At 44.9% G+C, this 19,932-nt stretch carries 18 protein-coding genes and 2 pseudogenes; 14 read left to right on the top strand and 6 right to left on the bottom strand.

Translation table 11 applies throughout. The annotated features are described in order from the left end of the window. From AB5026_RS07730 to dnaA, 5 genes are all read right to left on the bottom strand, one after another. Positions 1–691, bottom strand: a 691-nt coding sequence (locus tag AB5026_RS07730; RefSeq protein ID WP_368213077.1) for a tetratricopeptide repeat protein, incomplete at its 3' end; no start/stop codon positions are given. 46 nt (positions 692–737) lie between these two features. Further along, the gene (gene recF, locus AB5026_RS07735) at positions 738–1,829 is read right to left on the bottom strand and encodes a DNA replication/repair protein RecF (RefSeq protein ID WP_021650165.1); all 1,092 of its coding nucleotides are present in this window, start codon (positions 1,827–1,829) and stop codon (positions 738–740) included. Between the two features lie 4 nt (positions 1,830–1,833). Continuing rightward, positions 1,834–2,040 carry an RNA-binding S4 domain-containing protein gene (locus AB5026_RS07740; protein WP_021650164.1) on the bottom strand — a complete coding sequence of 69 codons (207 nt, stop codon included), beginning with the start codon at positions 2,038–2,040 and terminating at the stop codon, positions 1,834–1,836. A gap of 210 nt (positions 2,041–2,250) precedes the next feature. Continuing rightward, on the bottom strand, positions 2,251–3,366 hold the full coding sequence (dnaN, locus tag AB5026_RS07745; RefSeq protein WP_015526556.1) for a DNA polymerase III subunit beta: 1,116 nt from the start codon (positions 3,364–3,366) through the stop codon (positions 2,251–2,253). 277 nt (positions 3,367–3,643) lie between these two features. Continuing rightward, a complete protein-coding gene (dnaA, locus tag AB5026_RS07750; protein ID WP_015526555.1) occupies positions 3,644–5,011 on the bottom strand; it encodes a chromosomal replication initiator protein DnaA in 1,368 nt (455 codons plus the stop codon). A 121-nt stretch (positions 5,012–5,132) separates the two neighbouring features. Between dnaA and AB5026_RS07755 the strand changes: the two genes are divergently transcribed. From AB5026_RS07755 to jag, 6 genes are all read left to right on the top strand, one after another. Continuing rightward, the gene (locus AB5026_RS07755; protein ID WP_129975748.1) at positions 5,133–5,378 is read left to right on the top strand and encodes a hypothetical protein; all 246 of its coding nucleotides are present in this window, start codon (positions 5,133–5,135) and stop codon (positions 5,376–5,378) included. Between the two features lie 205 nt (positions 5,379–5,583). After that, positions 5,584–5,718 carry a 50S ribosomal protein L34 gene (rpmH, locus tag AB5026_RS07760; protein ID WP_005423866.1) on the top strand — a complete coding sequence of 45 codons (135 nt, stop codon included), beginning with the start codon at positions 5,584–5,586 and terminating at the stop codon, positions 5,716–5,718. Between the two features lie 82 nt (positions 5,719–5,800). Continuing rightward, positions 5,801–6,163, top strand: coding sequence for a ribonuclease P protein component (gene rnpA / locus AB5026_RS07765; RefSeq protein ID WP_021650160.1), 363 nt, complete (start codon positions 5,801–5,803; stop codon positions 6,161–6,163). Then, positions 6,141–6,353, top strand: a complete 213-nt coding sequence (yidD, locus tag AB5026_RS07770; RefSeq protein WP_092072376.1) for a membrane protein insertion efficiency factor YidD — start codon at positions 6,141–6,143, stop codon at positions 6,351–6,353. The genes rnpA and yidD overlap by 23 nt, the downstream gene beginning before the upstream one ends. Positions 6,354–6,493: 140 nt before the next feature. Beyond that, positions 6,494–7,810 carry a membrane protein insertase YidC gene (yidC, locus tag AB5026_RS07775; protein WP_227588498.1) on the top strand — a complete coding sequence of 439 codons (1,317 nt, stop codon included), beginning with the start codon at positions 6,494–6,496 and terminating at the stop codon, positions 7,808–7,810. A 21-nt stretch (positions 7,811–7,831) separates the two neighbouring features. Then, positions 7,832–8,839 (top strand): RNA-binding cell elongation regulator Jag/EloR, encoded by a 1,008-nt coding sequence (jag, locus tag AB5026_RS07780; RefSeq protein WP_015526551.1) that lies wholly within the window; start codon positions 7,832–7,834, stop codon positions 8,837–8,839. 88 nt (positions 8,840–8,927) lie between these two features. On the opposite strand, the pseudogene AB5026_RS07785 reads toward jag, so the two are convergent. After that, positions 8,928–9,149 (bottom strand): annotated as a pseudogene (locus tag AB5026_RS07785) (DUF6783 domain-containing protein). Between AB5026_RS07785 and AB5026_RS07790 the strand changes: the two are divergent. From AB5026_RS07790 to AB5026_RS07825, 8 genes and pseudogenes are all read left to right on the top strand, one after another. After that, a pseudogene (locus tag AB5026_RS07790) lies at positions 9,087–9,224 on the top strand (DUF6783 domain-containing protein); the annotation flags it as partial. The pseudogenes AB5026_RS07785 and AB5026_RS07790 overlap by 63 nt on opposite strands. Before the next feature lie 168 nt (positions 9,225–9,392). Continuing rightward, entirely contained in the window at positions 9,393–10,769 is a 1,377-nt protein-coding gene (gene mnmE, locus AB5026_RS07795) for a tRNA uridine-5-carboxymethylaminomethyl(34) synthesis GTPase MnmE (protein WP_368213079.1), read from the top strand. 800 nt (positions 10,770–11,569) lie between these two features. Next, entirely contained in the window at positions 11,570–13,459 is a 1,890-nt protein-coding gene (gene mnmG, locus AB5026_RS07800; protein WP_173740567.1) for a tRNA uridine-5-carboxymethylaminomethyl(34) synthesis enzyme MnmG, read from the top strand. Between the two features lie 45 nt (positions 13,460–13,504). Next, on the top strand, positions 13,505–14,224 hold the full coding sequence (rsmG, locus tag AB5026_RS07805) for a 16S rRNA (guanine(527)-N(7))-methyltransferase RsmG (protein ID WP_059086520.1): 720 nt from the start codon (positions 13,505–13,507) through the stop codon (positions 14,222–14,224). Positions 14,225–14,527: 303 nt separating this feature from the next. Beyond that, positions 14,528–15,598 (top strand): ABC transporter ATP-binding protein, encoded by a 1,071-nt coding sequence (locus tag AB5026_RS07810; protein WP_021651032.1) that lies wholly within the window; start codon positions 14,528–14,530, stop codon positions 15,596–15,598. Then, positions 15,595–16,458, top strand: coding sequence for an ABC transporter permease (locus AB5026_RS07815; RefSeq protein ID WP_015526545.1), 864 nt, complete (start codon positions 15,595–15,597; stop codon positions 16,456–16,458). Before AB5026_RS07810 ends, AB5026_RS07815 begins: the two co-directional genes overlap by 4 nt. A 13-nt stretch (positions 16,459–16,471) precedes the next feature. After that, positions 16,472–18,001: a GldG family protein gene (locus tag AB5026_RS07820; protein WP_173740566.1), complete on the top strand. Its 1,530-nt coding sequence runs from the start codon at positions 16,472–16,474 to the stop codon at positions 17,999–18,001. Then, positions 18,001–19,557, top strand: a complete 1,557-nt coding sequence (locus tag AB5026_RS07825) for a DUF4340 domain-containing protein (protein ID WP_368213080.1) — start codon at positions 18,001–18,003, stop codon at positions 19,555–19,557. Before AB5026_RS07820 ends, AB5026_RS07825 begins: the two co-directional genes overlap by 1 nt. Positions 19,558–19,932 lie beyond the last annotated feature (375 nt).

Raw genomic sequence — 19,932 nt, forward strand, 5'->3', positions numbered from 1 at the left:
CCTCATACTCGCCGGATGCTTCCTTGCTCTCCCTGATCTCCTGCGCCTTTTCCGGCGGGATCAGCTTCGGGATAAAACGCTGTTCGTATTTCTCTTTCTCTTCGCCAGTGAGAACACCCATCCGCTGTTTCAGGTCAAGGGCCTTCATCACATAAGTTCCGTCATTGAACCAAAGGATCATCTCATTGCAGAGATCCAGGCACTTCTGCTTGTCTCCTGCCTTGTAATAGAGCTTGGCCAGCTCATAGGACCAGCGCTCCGTAAATTCCTTCTCCTTATATTCCTCAAGAATACGGATCTGTTCATTCAGAGATGCATTCTTCGCTCTGGCGATCTTATATTTCAGTATATACTGGCTGTTATCATTACCTGCCACTTCTCTGTATTCATCAAAGAATTCTGTGGCTTCACTGATCTGTCCCATTTTCAGGGAAACCTCGATCAGACGGTAAAGTATGTTCTTGCCGATCGGCGCTCTGTGGTAGGCAAGAAGAAAAATTTCCTTGCTCTCTTCATAGCGCTTGTTGGCCGCGTAGATCTCACCCACTACACAAAGGGTACGGACGTTTTTCACACGACGCCAGTCAATGCTGTCAACAATCTGCATGGCGCCTTTGTAATCCTGGGTCTCGACCAGCTTATTGATCTGTCCCAGCTTAACGCGAAACTCCTCTTTATCCAAAATATTCACCAACTTTCCATAATCAGAATCAGTTTACCATATGCATACGGGCTTGTCAAAACCCTTTAGGCATATAAACATGCCCCTTTACCACCTGAAAAACCCTGTTGATCTTGAACTGATGGCTGACAAAATCATCCAGTCCTGTACAGGTGATCAGAGTCTGTATATCGTGGATGCTTTCCAGCAGATATGTCTGCCTGCTGCTATCCAGCTCCGAAAGAACATCATCCAGCAGAAGAACCGGTGTATCCCGGATTTTTTTCTTCACCAGATAGATCTCCGAAAGCTTCAGGGAAAGGGCCGCAGTCCTCTGCTGCCCCTGGGAACCATACCTCCGGATGTCGATCCCGTTGACCTTTACGCAGAAATCATCTCTGTGCGGTCCCACGGAGGTCAGCTTCATCCGAAGATCCCGCTCCCGGTTCCGGGAAAGCTTATCCTCAAACTCCGCCGCCGTCACACTTGGCTCGTACAGGATCTCCAGCTCCTCGATCCCGCCGGTAAGCCCCTTATGAAGCCCCCTTGCGATCTCGTTAAGCTCCTCCACAAAGGCTTCCCGCTTCCCGATGATCTTCTTTCCGTAATCGACCATCTGCATATCCCAGACATCCAGGGTACTTTTCAGCCCGGGGTTCATATAACAGTCTTTGAGAAGACGGTTTCTCTGGTTCACGATGTGATTGTAGCCGGCCAGCTCCGTGATATAAACACCATCCAGCTGACAAAGCTCCGAATCCAGAAAACGTCTTCTCTCTCCCGGTCCATTCTTGATAATATTAAGATCCTCCGGAGAAAAAAACACCAGATTCACCACCCCCAGCAGCTCCCTTGCCTTGCGGATCGGCAGCCCGTTGATGGCAACTCCCTTTGCTTTGTTTTTCCGGAGGTGCATGTCTATTTTGTATGAAAGATCGCCCTTCTTCACCATCATTCGGATATGGGATTCCTCATTCTCAAAGCGGATCATCTCCCGGTCCTTGCTTCCCTTGTGGGATTTGCTGGTACCTGCCAGATAAACCGCCTCCAGGATATTGGTCTTTCCCTGGGCATTGTCACCGTAGAGAATATTGGTGCCCTGATCAAAATTCATCTCCAGCGACTCATAATTCCTGAAATTATTCAGTCTGATGGATTCAATGTACATTCCTTCACCCGATCACATAAATATCTTTTCCATCGTAGGAAATGGTATCTCCAGGATGGATCTTGCGGCCACGGCGGTTCTCCACCTCACCGTTTACCAGTACCAGACCATCATTGATGGCATATTTCGCCTCAACGCCGTCCTCCACAACACCGGCCAGCTTCAGCGCCTGGCCAAGCTTGATAAATTCGTCTTTAATTCTGATCTCCAATTTTTTCTCCTCTTATCTCCGGGGTATTTTCTCCGTCAGATCGATCTTTTCTGATCTCCTGGCGGTATTTAAAATCCCCCCAAATACAAATTTCACCGGAAGGCGGTAATTTAAATACCCCCTTCCAGCAGTTTACGCATAAAACAATTTCCAGAACACGATCGCATTCCCATGCACAATCGGTCAAAAACGGTCACATTACCCCAGGTCTTATCTGGCCTGATTCTGGTTGATGTTTACAGGAAGGATCAGGTAAGTATAGTTCTCCTCATCGTCACGGATAAAGCACGGGGCCTTCGGATTTACAAGATAGATCGTCACGGTTTCATCATCAATAACACGAAGCGCATCGATCAGGAATTTCGGGTTGAAGCCGATCATGATATCCTTACCCTCTTTTTCAATATCGATTTCTTCATTCATGGAACCCATTGCAGAATCAATGCGCAGCTCCATATCATCGTCTGTGATGTTGATGATGATCGGTTTTTTATCAACCTCACGTACCAGAAGTGTGGCACGATCGATACAATCCAGGAACTCTTTTTTGTTGATCTTCAGTTTTGTCTCATAATCACTGGAAAGCATCTGGTCAATTCTGAAATATTCTCCCTCGATCAGTCTGGAAACTACCATAGTCTGATCAAATTCAAATAAAATATGGTTTTTTGTAAAGTAAATGCTGACCTGATCATCCACTTCTCCGGAAAGGATCTTGCTGACCTCGCTTAAAGTTTTGCCCGGAACTACCACCTTACGGTCAGAATAATCTTTCTTAAGGGACATTTTGCGGATAGAGATACGATGTCCGTCCAGAGAAACTACCTTCAGACAGTTATTTTTGATCTCAAAAAGTTCACCGGTCATAAGCTTATTGTTTTCATTTACAGCAATCGAAAAAATAGTCTGGCGGATCATTTCTTTCAGTGTGTACTGAGAGATCGTCAGCGGTTCATCCTTCTCGATCATCGGTAAATAAGCAAAATCTTCTCCTGATTTTCCAGGGATATTGAATTTTGCTTTTTCACAGGTAATGGTTGCTGCATATTTATCATCGGTCTTAATGGTAACATCATTATCCGGAAGTCGTCTGATGATTTCATAGAAGATTTTTGCATCAAGAGCAACTTTACCTTTTTCTTCAATAGTACCCTCAACGATGGTTTCAATTCCCAGCTCCATATCGTTGGTGGTAAATTTGATCTGGTTTGTAGTTGCATCCATGAGAATACATTCCAGGATTGGCATTGTGGTTTTTGATGGAACTGCTTTGAGTGCGATACTTACACTTTTTAACAGACTTGATTTGGAGCAGATGATTTTCATAGTGTGTATAACTCCCTTTCTGAACAATTTGTGGTTTTTATAAATATATTTATAGAAAAAATCCGCAGTAACCGCCGTAGGGGGCCAGATTTTGTGAAAAACTCCCGCAGGCCTGATGTTTTCAGGGGTTTTCCGTTGGGATAACTTTGTGTAAAAGTGGTATTTTCGCATGTGAATAATCCGGGGATAAAATTACCGCCGCGTTTTGGCAAAAAAGTTGTACACATCTCTCCACATACAATCAACACGTTATACACCAGTAATGTGGAAAACTTCCCTAACCTTGTGGATTAATCTTCTTTTTCAATATATCAATGGTATTTTTTAAGTTATCGTCGTTCTGCAATTCGTTTTCGATCTTTTCGATACCGTGCATAACGGTGGTATGGTCACGGTTTCCGAGCGCTTTTCCGATATTTTTCAAAGGTGTGGATATGATCTCACGGCAGAGATACATGGAAACCTGGCGGGGCATGACGATCTTGGAGTTTCGTTTGTTTCCGCTTAAGTCCGCAGGTGTGACTCCGTAATGCTCTGCAACAACGGAGATGATGTATTCCGGTGTGATCACTTTTTTCTCATCCGGAGAAATAATATCCTTCAGTGCCTGCTCTGCCAGCTCCAGAGTTACTTCCTTTTTCTCAAGCTTGGCTCCGGCCATGACCTTGTTGAAGGCACCTTCCAGCTCACGGATATTGGATTTGATATTGGTAGCGATATATTTGATAACATCTTCACTGATGTTGTAGCCGTTCATTTCTTCATTTTTATGAAGGATCGCCATTCGGGTTTCGTAATCAGGCAGCGTGATATCTGCGATCAGACCCCACTCGAACCGGGAACGGAAGCGCTCTTCCAGGATTTCCATATCCTTCGGTGGTTTATCAGAGGATATGATGATCTGCTTTTTGGCACTGTGAAGACTGTTAAATGTATGGAAAAATTCCTCCTGTGTGGATTCTTTTCCTATAATAAACTGAATATCATCGACAAGAAGAACGTCGATATTTCTGTATTTTTCACGGAATTTGCTCATTGCCGTGTTATTTCCGTTTCGGATGGTTTCGATCAGCTCGTTGGTAAATTCCTCACTGGTTACATACAAAACACGGCTGTTTTCGTCGTGTTCCAGAATGAAATGAGCGATGGAATGCATAAGATGCGTCTTACCAAGACCGGCTCCGCCATAGATAAACAGTGGATTGTAGGTATCTCCCGGTGATTCGGCAACTGCAAGAGCTGCGGCCTGGGCGAATTTGTTATTACTTCCTACAACGAAGGTGTCGAAGGTGTATTTTGGATTTAAATGCGCCTCTTCGTAACGTGTATCCTGAACCTGTTTATCATAAGAAGTGTTTTTTTCTGTTTTTTTGGGGAGATCTTTTTCCAGAACGAAGCGAACCTCGCATTCTTCCATGCCTGTCAGTACACAGATAGTAACCTGGAGGGGTATTTTGTAGCGTTTACTGATGTAATTGACTCCGATCGCTGCCTGTTCAGAGGGAACAACCACTGTTATCAGCTTTCCGTCAACCTCATAAACTTTCAGCGGCTTGAGCCAGGTATTAAAAGGGACATCAGTCACCTCATATTCAGATTTGACAGTTTGCAGGATCTCCTCCCATTTTTCAATAACAGCGTCCATTTTTTCCTCCCATGAGTATTATAATAACCCCAGTCTGCGACTGGAGATAGATATCCTTTTATATATTACAATGAAAATGGGGTTTTCGCAATGGAAAATCCTTGAGATTTTGGGGAAAAGAATGTGGATAATGTGGGGAAATTACTGTGGATTAGGGTGGATTATTGTGGATAAGAGTCCTGGAGGTTTCCATAAGTCGAGAATTGGTGGAAAATGTGGAAGAATTATGTGTATAAAAAAATCCACCTTAAAAATACCGCAAATAAAGGGTTTTTTTGAAAACGATGTGAACAAACCCTCCGAAAAAGTGGATAGATTTCCGGTCAATCCACAAGTTATCCACAAGTTATCCACAAAATGTGGATAATGTTACGTAAACCATAAGCGCTTTCCACATAAGAGAAAAAAATAAATACCGTAAGGTGGGGGTATTTTATAGAACCCTTGATTTTATCGGGTTTTTTGCAATTTTTACTTGACGAAAAGGAGGTTTATTTATATAATTGAAACGATGTTCTGAATGATAAGTTATTTCATAACAATTAAAAATAGATAAAGGAGGTGCTTTACCTATGAAGATGACATTTCAGCCAAAAAAGAGATCCAGAGCTAAAGTTCACGGCTTCAGAGCTCGCATGAGCACAAAGGGCGGACGTAAAGTATTAGCTGCAAGAAGATTAAAAGGAAGAAAACAGTTATCAGCATAAGCTGCAAGACCGCATTTATGTGGTCTTTTCTTCTATCCGGAGAAATATCCGCGCAGGCGGAATCTAATTAAGGAGGATTCGTTTGATCAGATCAGAGTCCTTAAAGAAAAATCAAGATTTTAAAGTTGTATATCAGAACGGAACATCGTACGCAAATCGGCTTCTGGTGATGTACGTGCTGAAGAATCAGCACATGAAGAATCGTCTGGGAATATCAGTAAGCAAAAAAGTAGGGAACAGTGTGGTTCGCCACAGACTCACCAGATTGATCAGAGAAAGCTATCGTCTCAACGAAACAGATTTTGACAGTAACCTTGATATTGTAGTAGTAGCGAGAGCCGCAGCCAAGGGCAAGAGCTTTCACGAGATCGAGAGTGCTTTTCTGCATCTTGCAAGAAAGCATCATATAACAGGGAATGAACATGATAAAGAAATTTCTGATTAAGATGATAAGGCTCTATCAAAAATATATATCGCCGATGAAGAGAACGAAATGTCCTTATATTCCCACATGTTCTCAATATGGTTTGGAAGCAATCGAAAAATATGGCGCATTTAAGGGCAGTCTTCTTGCGGTATGGAGGATATTGCGATGCAATCCTTTTTCCCACGGAGGCTATGACCCTGTGCCATGAATTATTTTGTGACTGTTCAGCCTTTTCCCGGGCAGAGCAGTTATCGGAATTTGTAACTGTTCAGTACCTCCGCAGTTAGTGGACGAATGAATAGTTACCGGACTTTTACAATTGAATAAGAAGTCTAGGAGGAAATGAATTTGGAACTGTTTTTAGCAACAAAAACCGGAACTCCTATTATCGGACAGATCGCGTCTGTGATGGGATGGATCATGGATGGCATATATAAGATGCTTGACGGCCTGTTCGGAATCCAGAACATTGGTCTTTGTATCATTATCTTCAGTATTCTTATCTTTGCCTTTATGACACCGCTGCAGATCAAGCAGCAGAAATTCTCCAAGTTAAGTGCAATCATGCAGCCTGAGATCCAGAAGATCCAGAAGAAATATCAGGGTAAAAAGGATCAGGCTTCCATGATGAAAATGAACGAAGAAACCCAGGCTGTTTATCAGAAATATGGTGTTTCTCCAACCGGTAGCTGTGTACAGTTAGCCATTCAGATGCCTATTCTGTTTGCTCTGTATCAGGTTATCTACCGGATTCCTGCTTACGTTGGAAGTGTAAAGAACATTTTTACTGGTGTAGTTGACAACCTGCTAGCTGTAAACGGATACACAGATATCCTGCAGCAGTTTATCACAGACCATTCCATGACACGAGTGCGTCTCGTTATGGACAGTGCCGGAAATGCTACAAGTAACTCGATTGTTGATTTTCTGTATGCACTTTCTCCTTCCCAGTGGAAAGAGCTGGCACAGATGAATCAGTTTTCAGGATTTTCTGATGCGATCACAAAAGCATCCGGCAATATTTCCAAGATGCAGGGCTTCTGTGGACTGAATATCGCAGACCAGCCGCTGTACTATATCATGGAATTCTTCAAAAATCATGGTTCTCTGTTACTTGCGATCGTAGCACTTCTGATCCCGGTTCTTGCATGGGCAACTCAGATGCTGAACCTGAAGCTTATGCCACAGGCTGCAACACAGCCGGCAGACGGAAATGATCAGGCCAGCGCAATGGCAAACTCCATGAAAACCATGAACATGGTCATGCCTCTGATGTCTGCATTCTTCTGTTTCACATTCCCGGTTGGTCTTGGTATCTACTGGATCGCCAGTGCTGTCGTTCGAAGTGCCCAGCAGTTTGCAATCAATCGTCATCTTGATAAGATGAACATTGATGATTTGGTTAATGAGAATATGAAGAAGATCGAAGCGAAGCGTGCGAAGGAAGGACTTCCGCCGCAGAAGATCACCAATCAGGCTCATCAGTCCGCCAAGAATATCAATAAACCTGTGATCAATAAGGGCAACAGCGGAAACAATGGTGCTTCAGACAGAGCACAGAAGGTTGATACTGCTTATGAGAAGGCAAGAAGTGCAAAACCGGGCAGCATCACAGCTAAAGCAAATCTCGTAAGAGACTTTGATGAGAGAAATAAGAAGAAATAATCAGGAACGGAGGGGTTCGTAATGGAGGATTACATTCAGTTTTCAGCAAAAACAAAGAATGAAGCTATCACAAAAGCGTGTCTTGAGCTTGGAACTTCCAGTGACCAGCTTGATATTCAGGTTATCAGTGAAGGCAGCTCCGGATTCTTCGGAATCGGCAGCAAACCTGCCGTGATCAAAGTTCGCAGAATCGAGCCAGTTTCTGATATGCAGGAAATCGATGAACTGGTAGAGTCCGTGAAACTGGACGCTATCAAAGAAGAGAAGAAATTAGAAAAGCCTTTTACTCCGGATGTAAAGAAAGAATCTGCACCGAAAGCAGCTCCTGCAGAGGAGAAGAAGCCGGTGAAGAAAGAAGCTGTACAGGTGGAGAAGGCATCCGAAGAAGCACCTGCAAAGGCAGCAGCGCCAAAGGAAAGACCTGCAAGGGATTTCCAGGGCAAAGCAAAGCCTGCACGTGAGAAACAGCCAAGAGCTCCAAAGGAGCGTCAGCCGAAGGAAACACGTGAGAGAGCACCGAAGCAGGGCAGACCGATAGAGATCCTCAGCGATCCGGAGAAGATCAGAGAGGTTGAGGAGAGAGCAGTCGTATTTCTTCGTGACGTATTCGGTTCCATGGATCTTGGAGAAGTGGAGATCACATCGAAATACAACACTGCAGACGGTTCTCTGGATGTGGATTTTGAAGGTGAGGATATGGGTATCCTCATCGGAAAAAGAGGCCAGACACTGGATTCTCTTCAGTATCTGACAAGCCTTGTGGTAAACAAAGGCGAGTCTACCTACATTCGTGTAAAACTCGATACCGAGGACTACAGACGCCGTCGTAAGGAAACTCTGGAGAACCTTGCAAGAGGAATCGCCTTCAAGGTAAAGAAAACCAGAAAACCGGTAGTTCTGGAACCGATGAATCCGTACGAAAGAAGGATCATCCATGCATCTCTGCAGGGCAACCGCTATGTAGAGACAGTCAGTGAGGGAGAAGAACCTTACAGACATGTAGTAGTAAAACTGAAACGCAATAATTGATGATCCACCGGTAAAGCCATAAGCCGTATCCCGGAGCGTAAGCTCCGTAGGTACGGCTTTTTTGTATGGAACTGAAAATTAAAAATTATCATTGCAATCTCCGCAACAATTCTTTATAATCATTGAAGAGCAAATAACAAAAGATATTTCTGCAGCGGACATCCGGAATGCAGAGATTAGAGCGTATTTGAAAAATCATTCCCGCAATCTGCACGCCCCACTTTGCGGTATATTTTGCCCGAATTCAGTTGCCGTAGCCCGCTACGGCGCCTTCATCCGGACAAAATCTCCCACAAAGTGTGACGCACATCTTGCAGAAAGCCTTTTTCAAACACGCTCTAGCATTATAAATATGGAAACTGACAGAAGATGTTATTCTAGGTGAAAGCGTGAATAACACGTGTTTTTTGCGTGTAAAAAGCTTTTCCGGAGTAACATTTTTGCGTTTAACCGGATGCTTTTATCCGCTGGACCAGGATAAACGGCATGGCAGCGATCAGCTGCAGTGTGATATAGCGGATGCTTTTATCCGTTTGACAAAGGAGAGTGAAAAATGGAAGAGACAACGATTGCTGCGATTTCCACAGCCATGAGCGCATCGGGAATCGGGATCGTCAGGATCAGTGGCCCGGAGGCTTTTGAGATCGCATCCGGAGTATACCGTTCCAAGGGTGGAAAAAAATCTCTGAAAAACGTCCCAAGCCACACCATCCATTATGGATATATTTATGATAACGAAGAAATGGTAGACGAAGTACTGGTCATGGCCATGCGCGGACCACGGACATACACAGGAGAAGATACCATAGAAATTGACTGCCACGGCGGCGTTTTAGCCATGAAAAAGGTACTGGAAACTGTGCTGAAAAACGGAGCCATTATTGCCGAGCCGGGAGAATTTACCAAGCGTGCATTCCTCAATGGAAGGATCGATCTTTCCCAGGCGGAGGCCGTTATGGACGTGATACAGTCCAAAAATGAGTACTCATTAAAGAACTCTGTAGGACAATTAAAAGGTTCAGTCCGAAAAAATGTACAGCATATCAGAGAAAAACTACTGTACCATATAGCGTACATTGAATCGGCATTAGACGATCCGGAGCACTATGATCTGACAGGATATTCGGAAGAATTAGAGCAGATCGTAGCAGAAGAAAAAGAAAAAATACAGAACCTGTTAAAAACAGCCGGAGACGGAAAGATCATACAGGAAGGTATCCGTACCGTGATCCTGGGCAAGCCGAACGCAGGGAAATCTTCTCTGCTGAACCTGCTTCTGGGAGAGGACAGAGCCATCGTGACCGATATCGCAGGAACCACCAGAGACGTACTGGAAGAGTATATCAACCTGCATGGGATCACATTAAAGATCGCTGACACAGCTGGAATCCGCCAGACAGAAGACATCGTAGAGAAAATCGGCGTATCCAAAGCCAAGGAAATGGCAGCAGACGCAGACCTGATCCTCTATGTCGTAGATTCCTCCGTACCGTTAGATGAAAATGACGAAGAAATCATAAAAATTTTGCAAGAGAAAAAGACAATTGTCCTCTACAGCAAGACAGACCTTGAATCTGCTATAGATATAGAGGATTTAAAGAGCAGAATAAACCAGCCGGTGATCCCAATCTCCGCAAAAGAAGAAACCGGGATCACAGACCTGGAAGAAAAAATCCGGGAAATGTTCTTCAGTGGGGAGATTGACTTCAATGATGAAGTCTACATCACCAATGAACGCCACAGACAGGAGCTTTTAAAAGCACAGGAAAGTCTTTCTCTGGTAGAAAATAGCATAGAAAGCGGAATGCCGGAGGATTTTTATTCTATAGACCTGACAGATGCATACGAAAGTCTGGGACGGATTCTGGGAGAATCACTTGGGGAAGACCTTGTTAATGAGATATTTTCTAAATTTTGTATGGGGAAATAATAACCGCATGGGCTGCGGAGGCCCCGGCCGAATGCCCGCATGGATTGCGGAATCCCGGCCGTATATGCCGCATGGATTGCGGAACTCCGGTCGTATAACCGCATAGATTGCGGCTCCCTGCTGTATGCCACATGGACTGCGGAAGCCCGCAGAGGGTAGATCACATTGGAATGTGAGAAAACCGCAAAGGGGCACAAGGCCGCGCCCCTCTGCACACCCCTGGGCCTTTTTTATATAGTGCAGCGATTGTGGAAAACTGAAAGAAACTAACTTGTGCCTGTATGCTTCTGTACTGGCAATTCGACACTGAGCCGAAATGTATCAAACGGAACTTTGTATATTTCTGTAGGATATATTGTTGCATAATATAGATTACGGAGACCCGGCCGTATATGCCGCATGGGTTGTGGAACCTCGGCCGCATATGCCGCATAGATTGCGGCTCCCTGCTGTACGCCACATGGATTGCAGAATTCCGCAGACGTGCATCGCACGTCGAGAACCTCATTACAGTTCCACTGCAACCCCCTCGGCACAACGTTCCGCATCCAATACCGAAGCATACAGACAAAAGTCAACACCGTATCACACACCACAACCCAAGAACTCCTAAAAAAAAGCCCGAGGGGTGTGCAGAGGGGCCGTGGCTTTACGGCCCCTTTGCGGTTTTCCACAGCTTCCCAAAGCAAAAAAACCAGGCCCTCTGCCAAGAAAGTAAAAATAAAACCAAAAACCAACCACACAATAAACAAAGAAAAAGAATAAGAGAAAAATAAGAGAAAAAATAAAGGAGAAAAAGCATGAAAAATCTGGAACAGTTTTTCGACATCATAGTAGTAGGCGCCGGCCACGCAGGCTGCGAAGCATCACTGGCATGCGCCCGCTTAGGGCTCAACACAGTCATGTTCACAGTCAGCGTAGACAGCATCGCCCTTATGCCCTGCAACCCCAATGTAGGCGGCAGCTCCAAAGGGCATCTCGTCCGTGAGCTGGATGCTCTCGGTGGGGAAATGGGTAAAAACATAGACAAAACCTTCATCCAGTCCAAAATGCTCAACCAGTCCAAAGGCCCTGCAGTCCATTCCCTTCGTGCACAGGCCGATAAACAGGCCTACAGCACAGAAATGAGAAAGACACTGGAAAATACAGAGAACTTAACCATCCGCCAGGGTGAAGTGACCGAGCTTCTGGTAGAAGACGGGCACATCACCGGTGTAAAAACCTTCTCAGGAGCCACCTACCACGCAAAAGCTGTAGTCCTCTGTACAGGAACCTACCTCAAGGCCCGCTGCATTTACGGCGACGTCAGCAACTATACAGGACCGAACGGCCTTCAGGCAGCCAATTACCTTACGGATTCCCTGAAAAAGCTGGGGATCGAAATGTTCCGCTTCAAAACAGGAACTCCGGCCAGAATCGCCGGAAACACCATTGATTATTCTAAGATGGAAGAGCAGTTCGGAGATGAAAGAGTCGTACCGTTCTCTTTTTCCACAGACCCGGAATCTGTACAGATCGAGCAGAAATCCTGCTGGCTGACCTATACAAACGAAAAAACACACGAGATCATCCGTGCAAATCTGGACAGATCCCCCCTTTATTCCGGAATGATCGAAGGAACCGGACCACGTTACTGTCCGTCCATTGAGGATAAAGTAGTTCGTTTTGCAGACAAAAAACGCCATCAGGTATTTATCGAACCGGAAGGTCTTTACACAAATGAAATGTACATCGGCGGAATGTCCAGCTCCCTGCCGGAGGATGTTCAGTACGAGATGTACCATTCCGTACCGGGTCTGGAGAACGCCAGGATCGTAAAAAATGCTTACGCTATTGAGTATGACTGCATCAATCCGCGCCAGCTCTATCCCACACTGGAATTCAAAAAGATCAAGGGCCTTTTCAGCGGCGGACAGTTTAACGGAAGCTCCGGATATGAGGAAGCAGCCGCTCAGGGCCTCATAGCGGGAATTAATGCAGCTATGGAGGTAAAAGGTCGGGAACAGCTGATTTTGGACCGCTCAGAGGCATATATCGGCGTTCTCATCGATGATCTGGTAACAAAGGAGAACCATGAGCCGTACCGAATGATGACAAGCCGTGCTGAGTACCGTCTGCTCCTCCGCCAGGACAACGCAGATCTTCGTCTTCGCAAAAAAGGCTGGGAGGTCGGCCTGATTGATGATGAGACATACCATAAATTACAGGAAAAAGAGCGCCGGATCCAGGAAGAGATCGAGAGAGTGGAACATGCAACTGTAGGTGGTTCTGCAGAGGTACAGAGCCTTCTGGAATCTCTGAACAGTACCCTTCTGAAATCCGGAACCACCATTGCAGAGCTGATCCGTCGGCCGGAGCTTAACTATAAGGTGCTTGCACCCATCGATAAAGAAAGACCGGAGCTTCCGGAAGATGTATGTGAGCAGGTAGAGATCAACATCAAATATGATGGCTACATCCGCCGCCAGATGAAGCAGGTAGAGCAGTTTAAGAAACTGGAGCAGAAAAAGCTTCCGGAAGACATTAATTACGAAGATGTAGGAAGCCTCCGCATTGAGGCACGCCAGAAGCTGGAAGCCTACAGACCGGTGTCCATCGGTCAGGCGTCCCGTATCTCCGGTGTATCCCCGGCTGACATTTCCGTGCTTCTTGTATATCTGGAAAGCAGATCCGGACATAAACACGGATAATACAACGAATAACAATAAAACACAGAAAATAAGAGAGGAAGCTGCATGTACAATTTAGAAATCCTGGAAAAAGGCTGCGAGGAGCTTGGAATCACACTCAGTGACACGCAGAAAAACCAGTTTATCCGATTCTACGAATATCTTGTAGAAAAAAACAAAGTCATGAACCTCACCGGTATCACAGAATTTGACGAGGTTCTCGTGAAACATTTCCTGGACAGCCTCTGCTGCGTCAAGGCTGTAGATATGGGTAAGATAAAAACCGTTATGGACATCGGAACCGGCGCCGGATTCCCGGGTGTTCCCCTGAAGATCGCCTTCCCGGAGGTGGAAGCCTGCCTTCTGGACTCCCTCAATAAAAGAGTAAAATTCCTGGAAGAAACCTTTGCGCTCCTGGGCCTGGAGGGGATTTCCGCCATTCACGGAAGAGCTGAAGAATATGCAAAAAACAAAGCCTACAGAGAAAAATATGATCTCTGCGTATCCAGAGCAGTATCCGGACTTGCAACCCTGTCTGAATACTGTCTCCCGTATGTAAAAGTCGGAGGGCTTTTTGTCTCCTATAAATCCGGTTCTGTAAAGGAAGAAGCAGAAGCAGCAGAGAAAGCAGTAAAGATCCTTGGTGGAAAGATCAGGGATATTCAGTACTTTGACCTTCCGGGATCTGAGATTGGCCGCTCCCTGGTCATTATCGAGAAGGTAAAGAACACCCCAGGCAAATATCCGAGAAAAGCCGGAACACCGCTCAGAGAGCCACTGGCATAAGTTACCTCCTGTCGAACAAAGTCAAAATCTGTCCGACAGGAGATTTTTTTGTCCGGGAGTTTCACAAAATTATCACAAATTTATCCTACTTTTATCACAAATTACTTTTACACTATAATCCGATAGAGATGCCCCTGGATTTCCCCCATTCTCTGTTTCATCCAGGGGCATTTTCTATTGGTATTGAAAAGACGCCAGAGTCAAGGGCTTCAGTTTCAGGACCTTTTGCCTCTGGCATCTTATAAAATGGGAAATCGATAATTAAAAAAAGTATTTCCCTGAGAATAAAAGGAGGAGAGTAAAGTGATCGAAGTAAGTAATCTGGTCAAAAAGTATGGTGATCATACTGCAGTTGACCATCTTTCCTTTCAGATCGAAAAGGGGAAAATTTACGGATTCCTGGGCCCCAACGGTGCAGGAAAATCAACAACTATGAACATGATCACAGGATACATTGCTTCCACAGAAGGAAAAGTGATGATCGATGGTCATGATATTCTGGAGGAACCGGAGGCAGCCAAGAAATGTATCGGCTATCTGCCGGAAATGCCGCCGCTCTATTTTGACATGACTGTTCTTGAGTACATGAAATTTGCGGCTGATCTGAAAAAAATCCCAAGAAACCAAAAAGACAAGCAGATAAAAGAAGTCATGGATATGGTAAAGATCACAGACATGAAAGACCGTCTGATCAAAAACCTTTCCAAAGGTTATCGCCAGAGAGTGGGTCTTGCACAGGCAATCCTAGGATATCCTGAAGTGATCATCCTGGATGAGCCGACAGTAGGACTTGACCCGAAGCAGATCATCGAGATCCGTGACCTGATCAAAGGCCTGAAGCAGAAGCACACGGTTATCCTAAGCTCCCATATCCTTTCCGAGGTAAGAGCAGTGTGTGATTATGTTCTGATCATTTCCCATGGAAAGCTGGTAGCCAGCGATACACCGGATAATCTGGAACGTCTGGCAGCAGGCTCCAACAGCCTCCTTATGAAGGTAAAAGGCGAGAAAGACACGATTCGAAAAGCTCTGGAAACGATCGAAGGCGTAACCGGAGTGGAAATGTCCTATGACAGCGATGAAAAATTGTGGAAAACAAAACTTTCCATTCAGGAAAATGTGGACATCCGTGAAAAAGTCTTCTACGCTATGGCAAAAGCGAACTGTCCAATCTACGAGATGCAGGTTAAGAGAGTTTCCCTTGAGGATGTATTCCTTGAGCTTACCGAAGGAGAGAAAAAATCCGCCGGAAAACCGGAAAGCTCACAGTGGAAACCGGTAGAAGACAGATCATCGGAAGAAGAAAAAACTCAGGAAGAAAAAAACGGGGAACCAGAGAAGGCTTCTGATGAGAAAGAGGGGGATCAGTCATGACAGCGATTTTTAAAAGAGAACTGAAAAGCTATCTGACCTCCATGGTTGGATATCTCTTCATATTTTTTGTCCTGGTGCTGACCGGAATTTATTTTTCCGCATATCAGCTTTCAGGCGGCTATTCAAAATTTGAAACTACCTTAAGTGCACTGACCTTTGTGTTCCTGATCGGTGTGCCGATCCTTTCCATGCGCGTACTTGCAGAAGAGCGCAAGCAGAAAACGGATCAGCTTCTTCTGACCGCACCGGTATCTGTATGGGATATCGTATTTGGAAAATATCTTGCACTGGTAGCTGTGTTTGCCATTCCGGTCGTGATCATGTGCGTTTATCCTCTGATCATGAGTAAGTTCGGAACGATTTCCTATGCTTCCGCATACACCGGAATCCTGGGATTTTTCCTTCTGGGATGCGCGAATCTGGCGATCGGTGTATTTATGTCAGCGCTTACAGAAAGCCAGGTAATTGCAGCCGTACTTACGTTTGTATTCCTGTTCGCCTTCTATATGATGAACGGAATTTCCTCATTCTTTTCACAGACCTCCATGTCAACTGCAGTGGCATTCGGACTTCTGATCGTGGCGATCGCGATCATCATTTATACTATGATCAAAAATGTCCTGATCTCTGTAGTGATCGGAGCTGTGGGAGAGATTGCCCTTGTGATCGTATACGTTGTAAAATCCAGTATTTTCCAGGGTGGTATCCAGAAGGTACTGAACGTATTTAACCTGAGCGGACATTATGATAATTTTACAAAAGGCGTGTTTGACGTGACAGGAATCGTTTATTTTATTTCTGTTATTGCGATCTGCCTGTTCCTTACCATGCAGTCCATTCAGAAGAGACGCTGGAACTAGGGGGTGAATGGAAATGAAATTCAGTGAGAAATTTAAGAAAAATAAAGGCGAGGCAGCCGTACCGGAGACCGCACAGGACTCCGGCAAAAAGAAACATAAACCGGATCCGAAAAAGCTGGTAGGCACCATCAGCAAAAAACATATCAAAAATGGTTCCTACAGCATGGCTATGGCAGCAGTCTTTATCGTGATCGTGGTTGTGATCAATATGATCGTCGGTGCGATCCCATCCAAATATTCACAGCTGGATGTAAGCTCATCCAAGCTTTACACCATCGGTGATGAAACAAAGAAGGTACTGAAGGCACTGGATAAGGATGTTACCATTTATCAGATCGCGGCAAGCGGTTCTGAGGACGACACGATCTCCAATCTGCTTTCACGTTATAAAGATGAGTCCAAGCATATTAAAGTTGAGGTAAAAGACCCTGTTGTAAATCCGAAATTTGCATCGGAATATACAACCGATGATCTTGCGTCAAACAGCCTGATCGTAGTCTGCGGCGACAGAAACAAGGTTATCAATTACAACGATATGTATTCCTCTTCAGTAGACTATAATACCTGGCAGCAGACTACTACCGGATTTGATGGAGAAGGACAGATCACAAGTGCGATCGGTTATGTAACATCCGAGGATCTTCCGATCATGTACACCTTATCCGGACACGGAGAAAAAGATCTGGATTCCAGCTTTAAAGAAGATATCCAGAAAGCAAACATTGATATTAAGGAGCTGAACCTTCTCACAGAGGGAAAGGTTCCGGATGATGCAGACTGCCTGATGATCGTATCTCCGACCAGCGATATTTCCGAGGAAGAAAAAACAGAGCTCCTGGATTATCTGGAGGCAGGCGGAAAAGCTATGATCTTCTCGGATTATACACAGGATGATCTGCCGAACTTTGATGCGGTTCTTGAAAACTATGGTGTAAAGTGTGCAGAGGGAATCGTATTTGAGGGTGATAATCAGCATTATGGAATGCAGATGCCATATTATCTTGTACCAACAGTCAACAGCACAGATGCAAGCTCTGAGACAGCTTCTGCAGGCTCCTACGTACTGGCACCGTATGCACAGGGCATTCAGAAAACAGATGATGTAAGAGATACCGTAACCATCGACAGTATCCTGACAACCTCTGACAAGGCTTACTCCAAAACAAATATGCAGAGCAGCAATATCGAAAAGGAAGACGGAGATGTAGACGGACCGTTTGATCTTGGTGTTGCTATCACTGAGAAACTGGATGATGATAAGGAAACACAGATCGTTTACTACTCCACAGCAAATCTGATGGAGAGCCAGGTAAACCAGATGGTATCCGGCGGAAATGAAAAGCTCCTTCTGGAGTCCTTAAACTGGATGACCAGCACAGACGACAGCAATTCCGTTTCTATTCCATCCAAGAGCCTTGAGTCCACAAGCCTGACAGTAACCGATTATGATGCAGCCTTCTGGAAGATCTGTACCATTGGTCTGATCCCGGGAGTGTTCCTTGTTGCAGGATTCCTGATCTGGTTTAAGAGGAGAAAAGCATAATGAAAAAATCGACCAAACTTGTTTCAGCAGTTGTTGTTCTGGCAGTTCTCGGCGGCGTTTATGTGGGACTGAACACCTACGTATCCAAAGAAGAAAAGACAGAGAGCAGCGAAGAGGAAAGCAAAACAGAAGTGTTTTCCGTGAAAACGGATGACATTAAATCCCTGGAATTTATCGTAGACAAGAAGGAAGTGACCTTTGAGAAAAAAGATGATTCCTGGGTGAAAAAGGATGAGACTGCTTTTCCTGTAAATCAGACAACTCTGGATTCCGCAGCTTCCGCCATCGAAAAGGTGGAAGCGGACAGAGTCCTGGAGGATGTGGAGGATCTTACGGAATATGGACTGGATTCCCCATCTAACACGGTAACTGTTGATACCGCTGATGGGACAACGAAACTCAACATCGGAGATGAGAATACGTCTACGAATCAGTATTACATTTCCAGGGATGATGATGACAGCACGGTATATGTAGTGGCAGCGGACACAGTGTCTCCGTTTATGGATTCCCTTTACGATTATGCACAGGGAGAAGATTTCCCGACAATTGATTCTTCCACAGTGAAAAAGGTCCAGGTCAGCGAGGATAAAGATTCCTATGTCTTGGAAGAAAATTCCGACGGAACTACCTGGGATGTTTCCGGTGACGGAAGCAGCGATAAAGAGTCTGCCGATACAACGGCAGCAGGAAACGTAACCTCCGGACTTGGAAGCTTTGCATTTGACCAGTTTGTAAACTACAATGCAGAGGATCTTTCCCAGTATGGCCTTGATAAGCCCTATGCGACGATTGCAGTGGATTATCAGGAAGAGGTGAAGAATGACAGCACAGACAGTACAGAATCCGGAGAAAACGATTCTATGGCCTCTGAGAGCGATTCTGAGAGCAGCGACACTACTGACACGGACAGCAGCTCAGAAGATGCAGACAGCAAGACAACCACAGTGGATAAACAGCTTGTCATTTACGTTGGCGATGAGGCAGGAGATGGCAGCAGATATGTAACGGTAGATAACAAACAGATCTATACAATGTCAACAGATACACTGAGTGCAGTTATTGACAAAACGCCGTCAGATCTCTGGTCACTGATCGTCAATTATCTGTCTGTAAAAAATCTGGATCAGCTCCAGGTTATTTACGGTGAAACAACAAGTACTGTAAATGTTTCACGTGAAACATCCACAGATGATGACGGAAACGAAAAAGAAACAACAACCTATCAGCTGGATGGTAAGGAAATAGAAAGTACAACCTTTACTACCTTCTACAACAAGCTGATAAACATGGCAGGACAGAAGAGACTGACAGACGCTTATACACCGGCTGCAGATCCGGAGATGACCGCTGTATTCACAGACTCTGACAAGAACCAGACAACCGTTACCTTCTACACATATGACACAAACTATTATGCAGCTGTCGTTGGAGACAAGGTATTTCTTGTAAACAAAATGACAGTAAAAGAAATGTTCAATGCATATGAAACCATGGTAAACGGTGAAACAGAGACAGAAGCCATAGCAACACCAACAGCTGAGGCGGAAAAATAAAATATTAAGAAAATAAATAAAAACACCTCGGAGATCCGTAAATAATAAGGTGATCTCCGAATATCCGCTTGATGATCAGATATTCGGAGACATCACATAGATCAGGATTTTCCGGGGTGTTTTTATGTTGCTGTTATTTTACGGTCCTTACAGATGAATAAGGTCCGTATATTTTTTTACCGTTTGTGATGCGGTATGCACGGATACGGTATTTGGTTGCGGTGCCTGGCTTTTTATCGGTGTAGGTTGTATTTTTTGTTGCATGTAAGTCTCTTATGTATGCGTAGATTTTATGTTGCAGGTAAGTCACTGTAATTGTCGCAGCTTGCTTTGCGTAACTGTGCAGGGATTTGCCTGATCAGATCTAACCAAATG

This window comes from Blautia sp. RTP21359st1_E11_RTP21359_211015 (genome assembly GCF_040910705.1).
Classification (GTDB): domain Bacteria; phylum Bacillota; class Clostridia; order Lachnospirales; family Lachnospiraceae; genus Blautia_A; species Blautia_A fusiformis.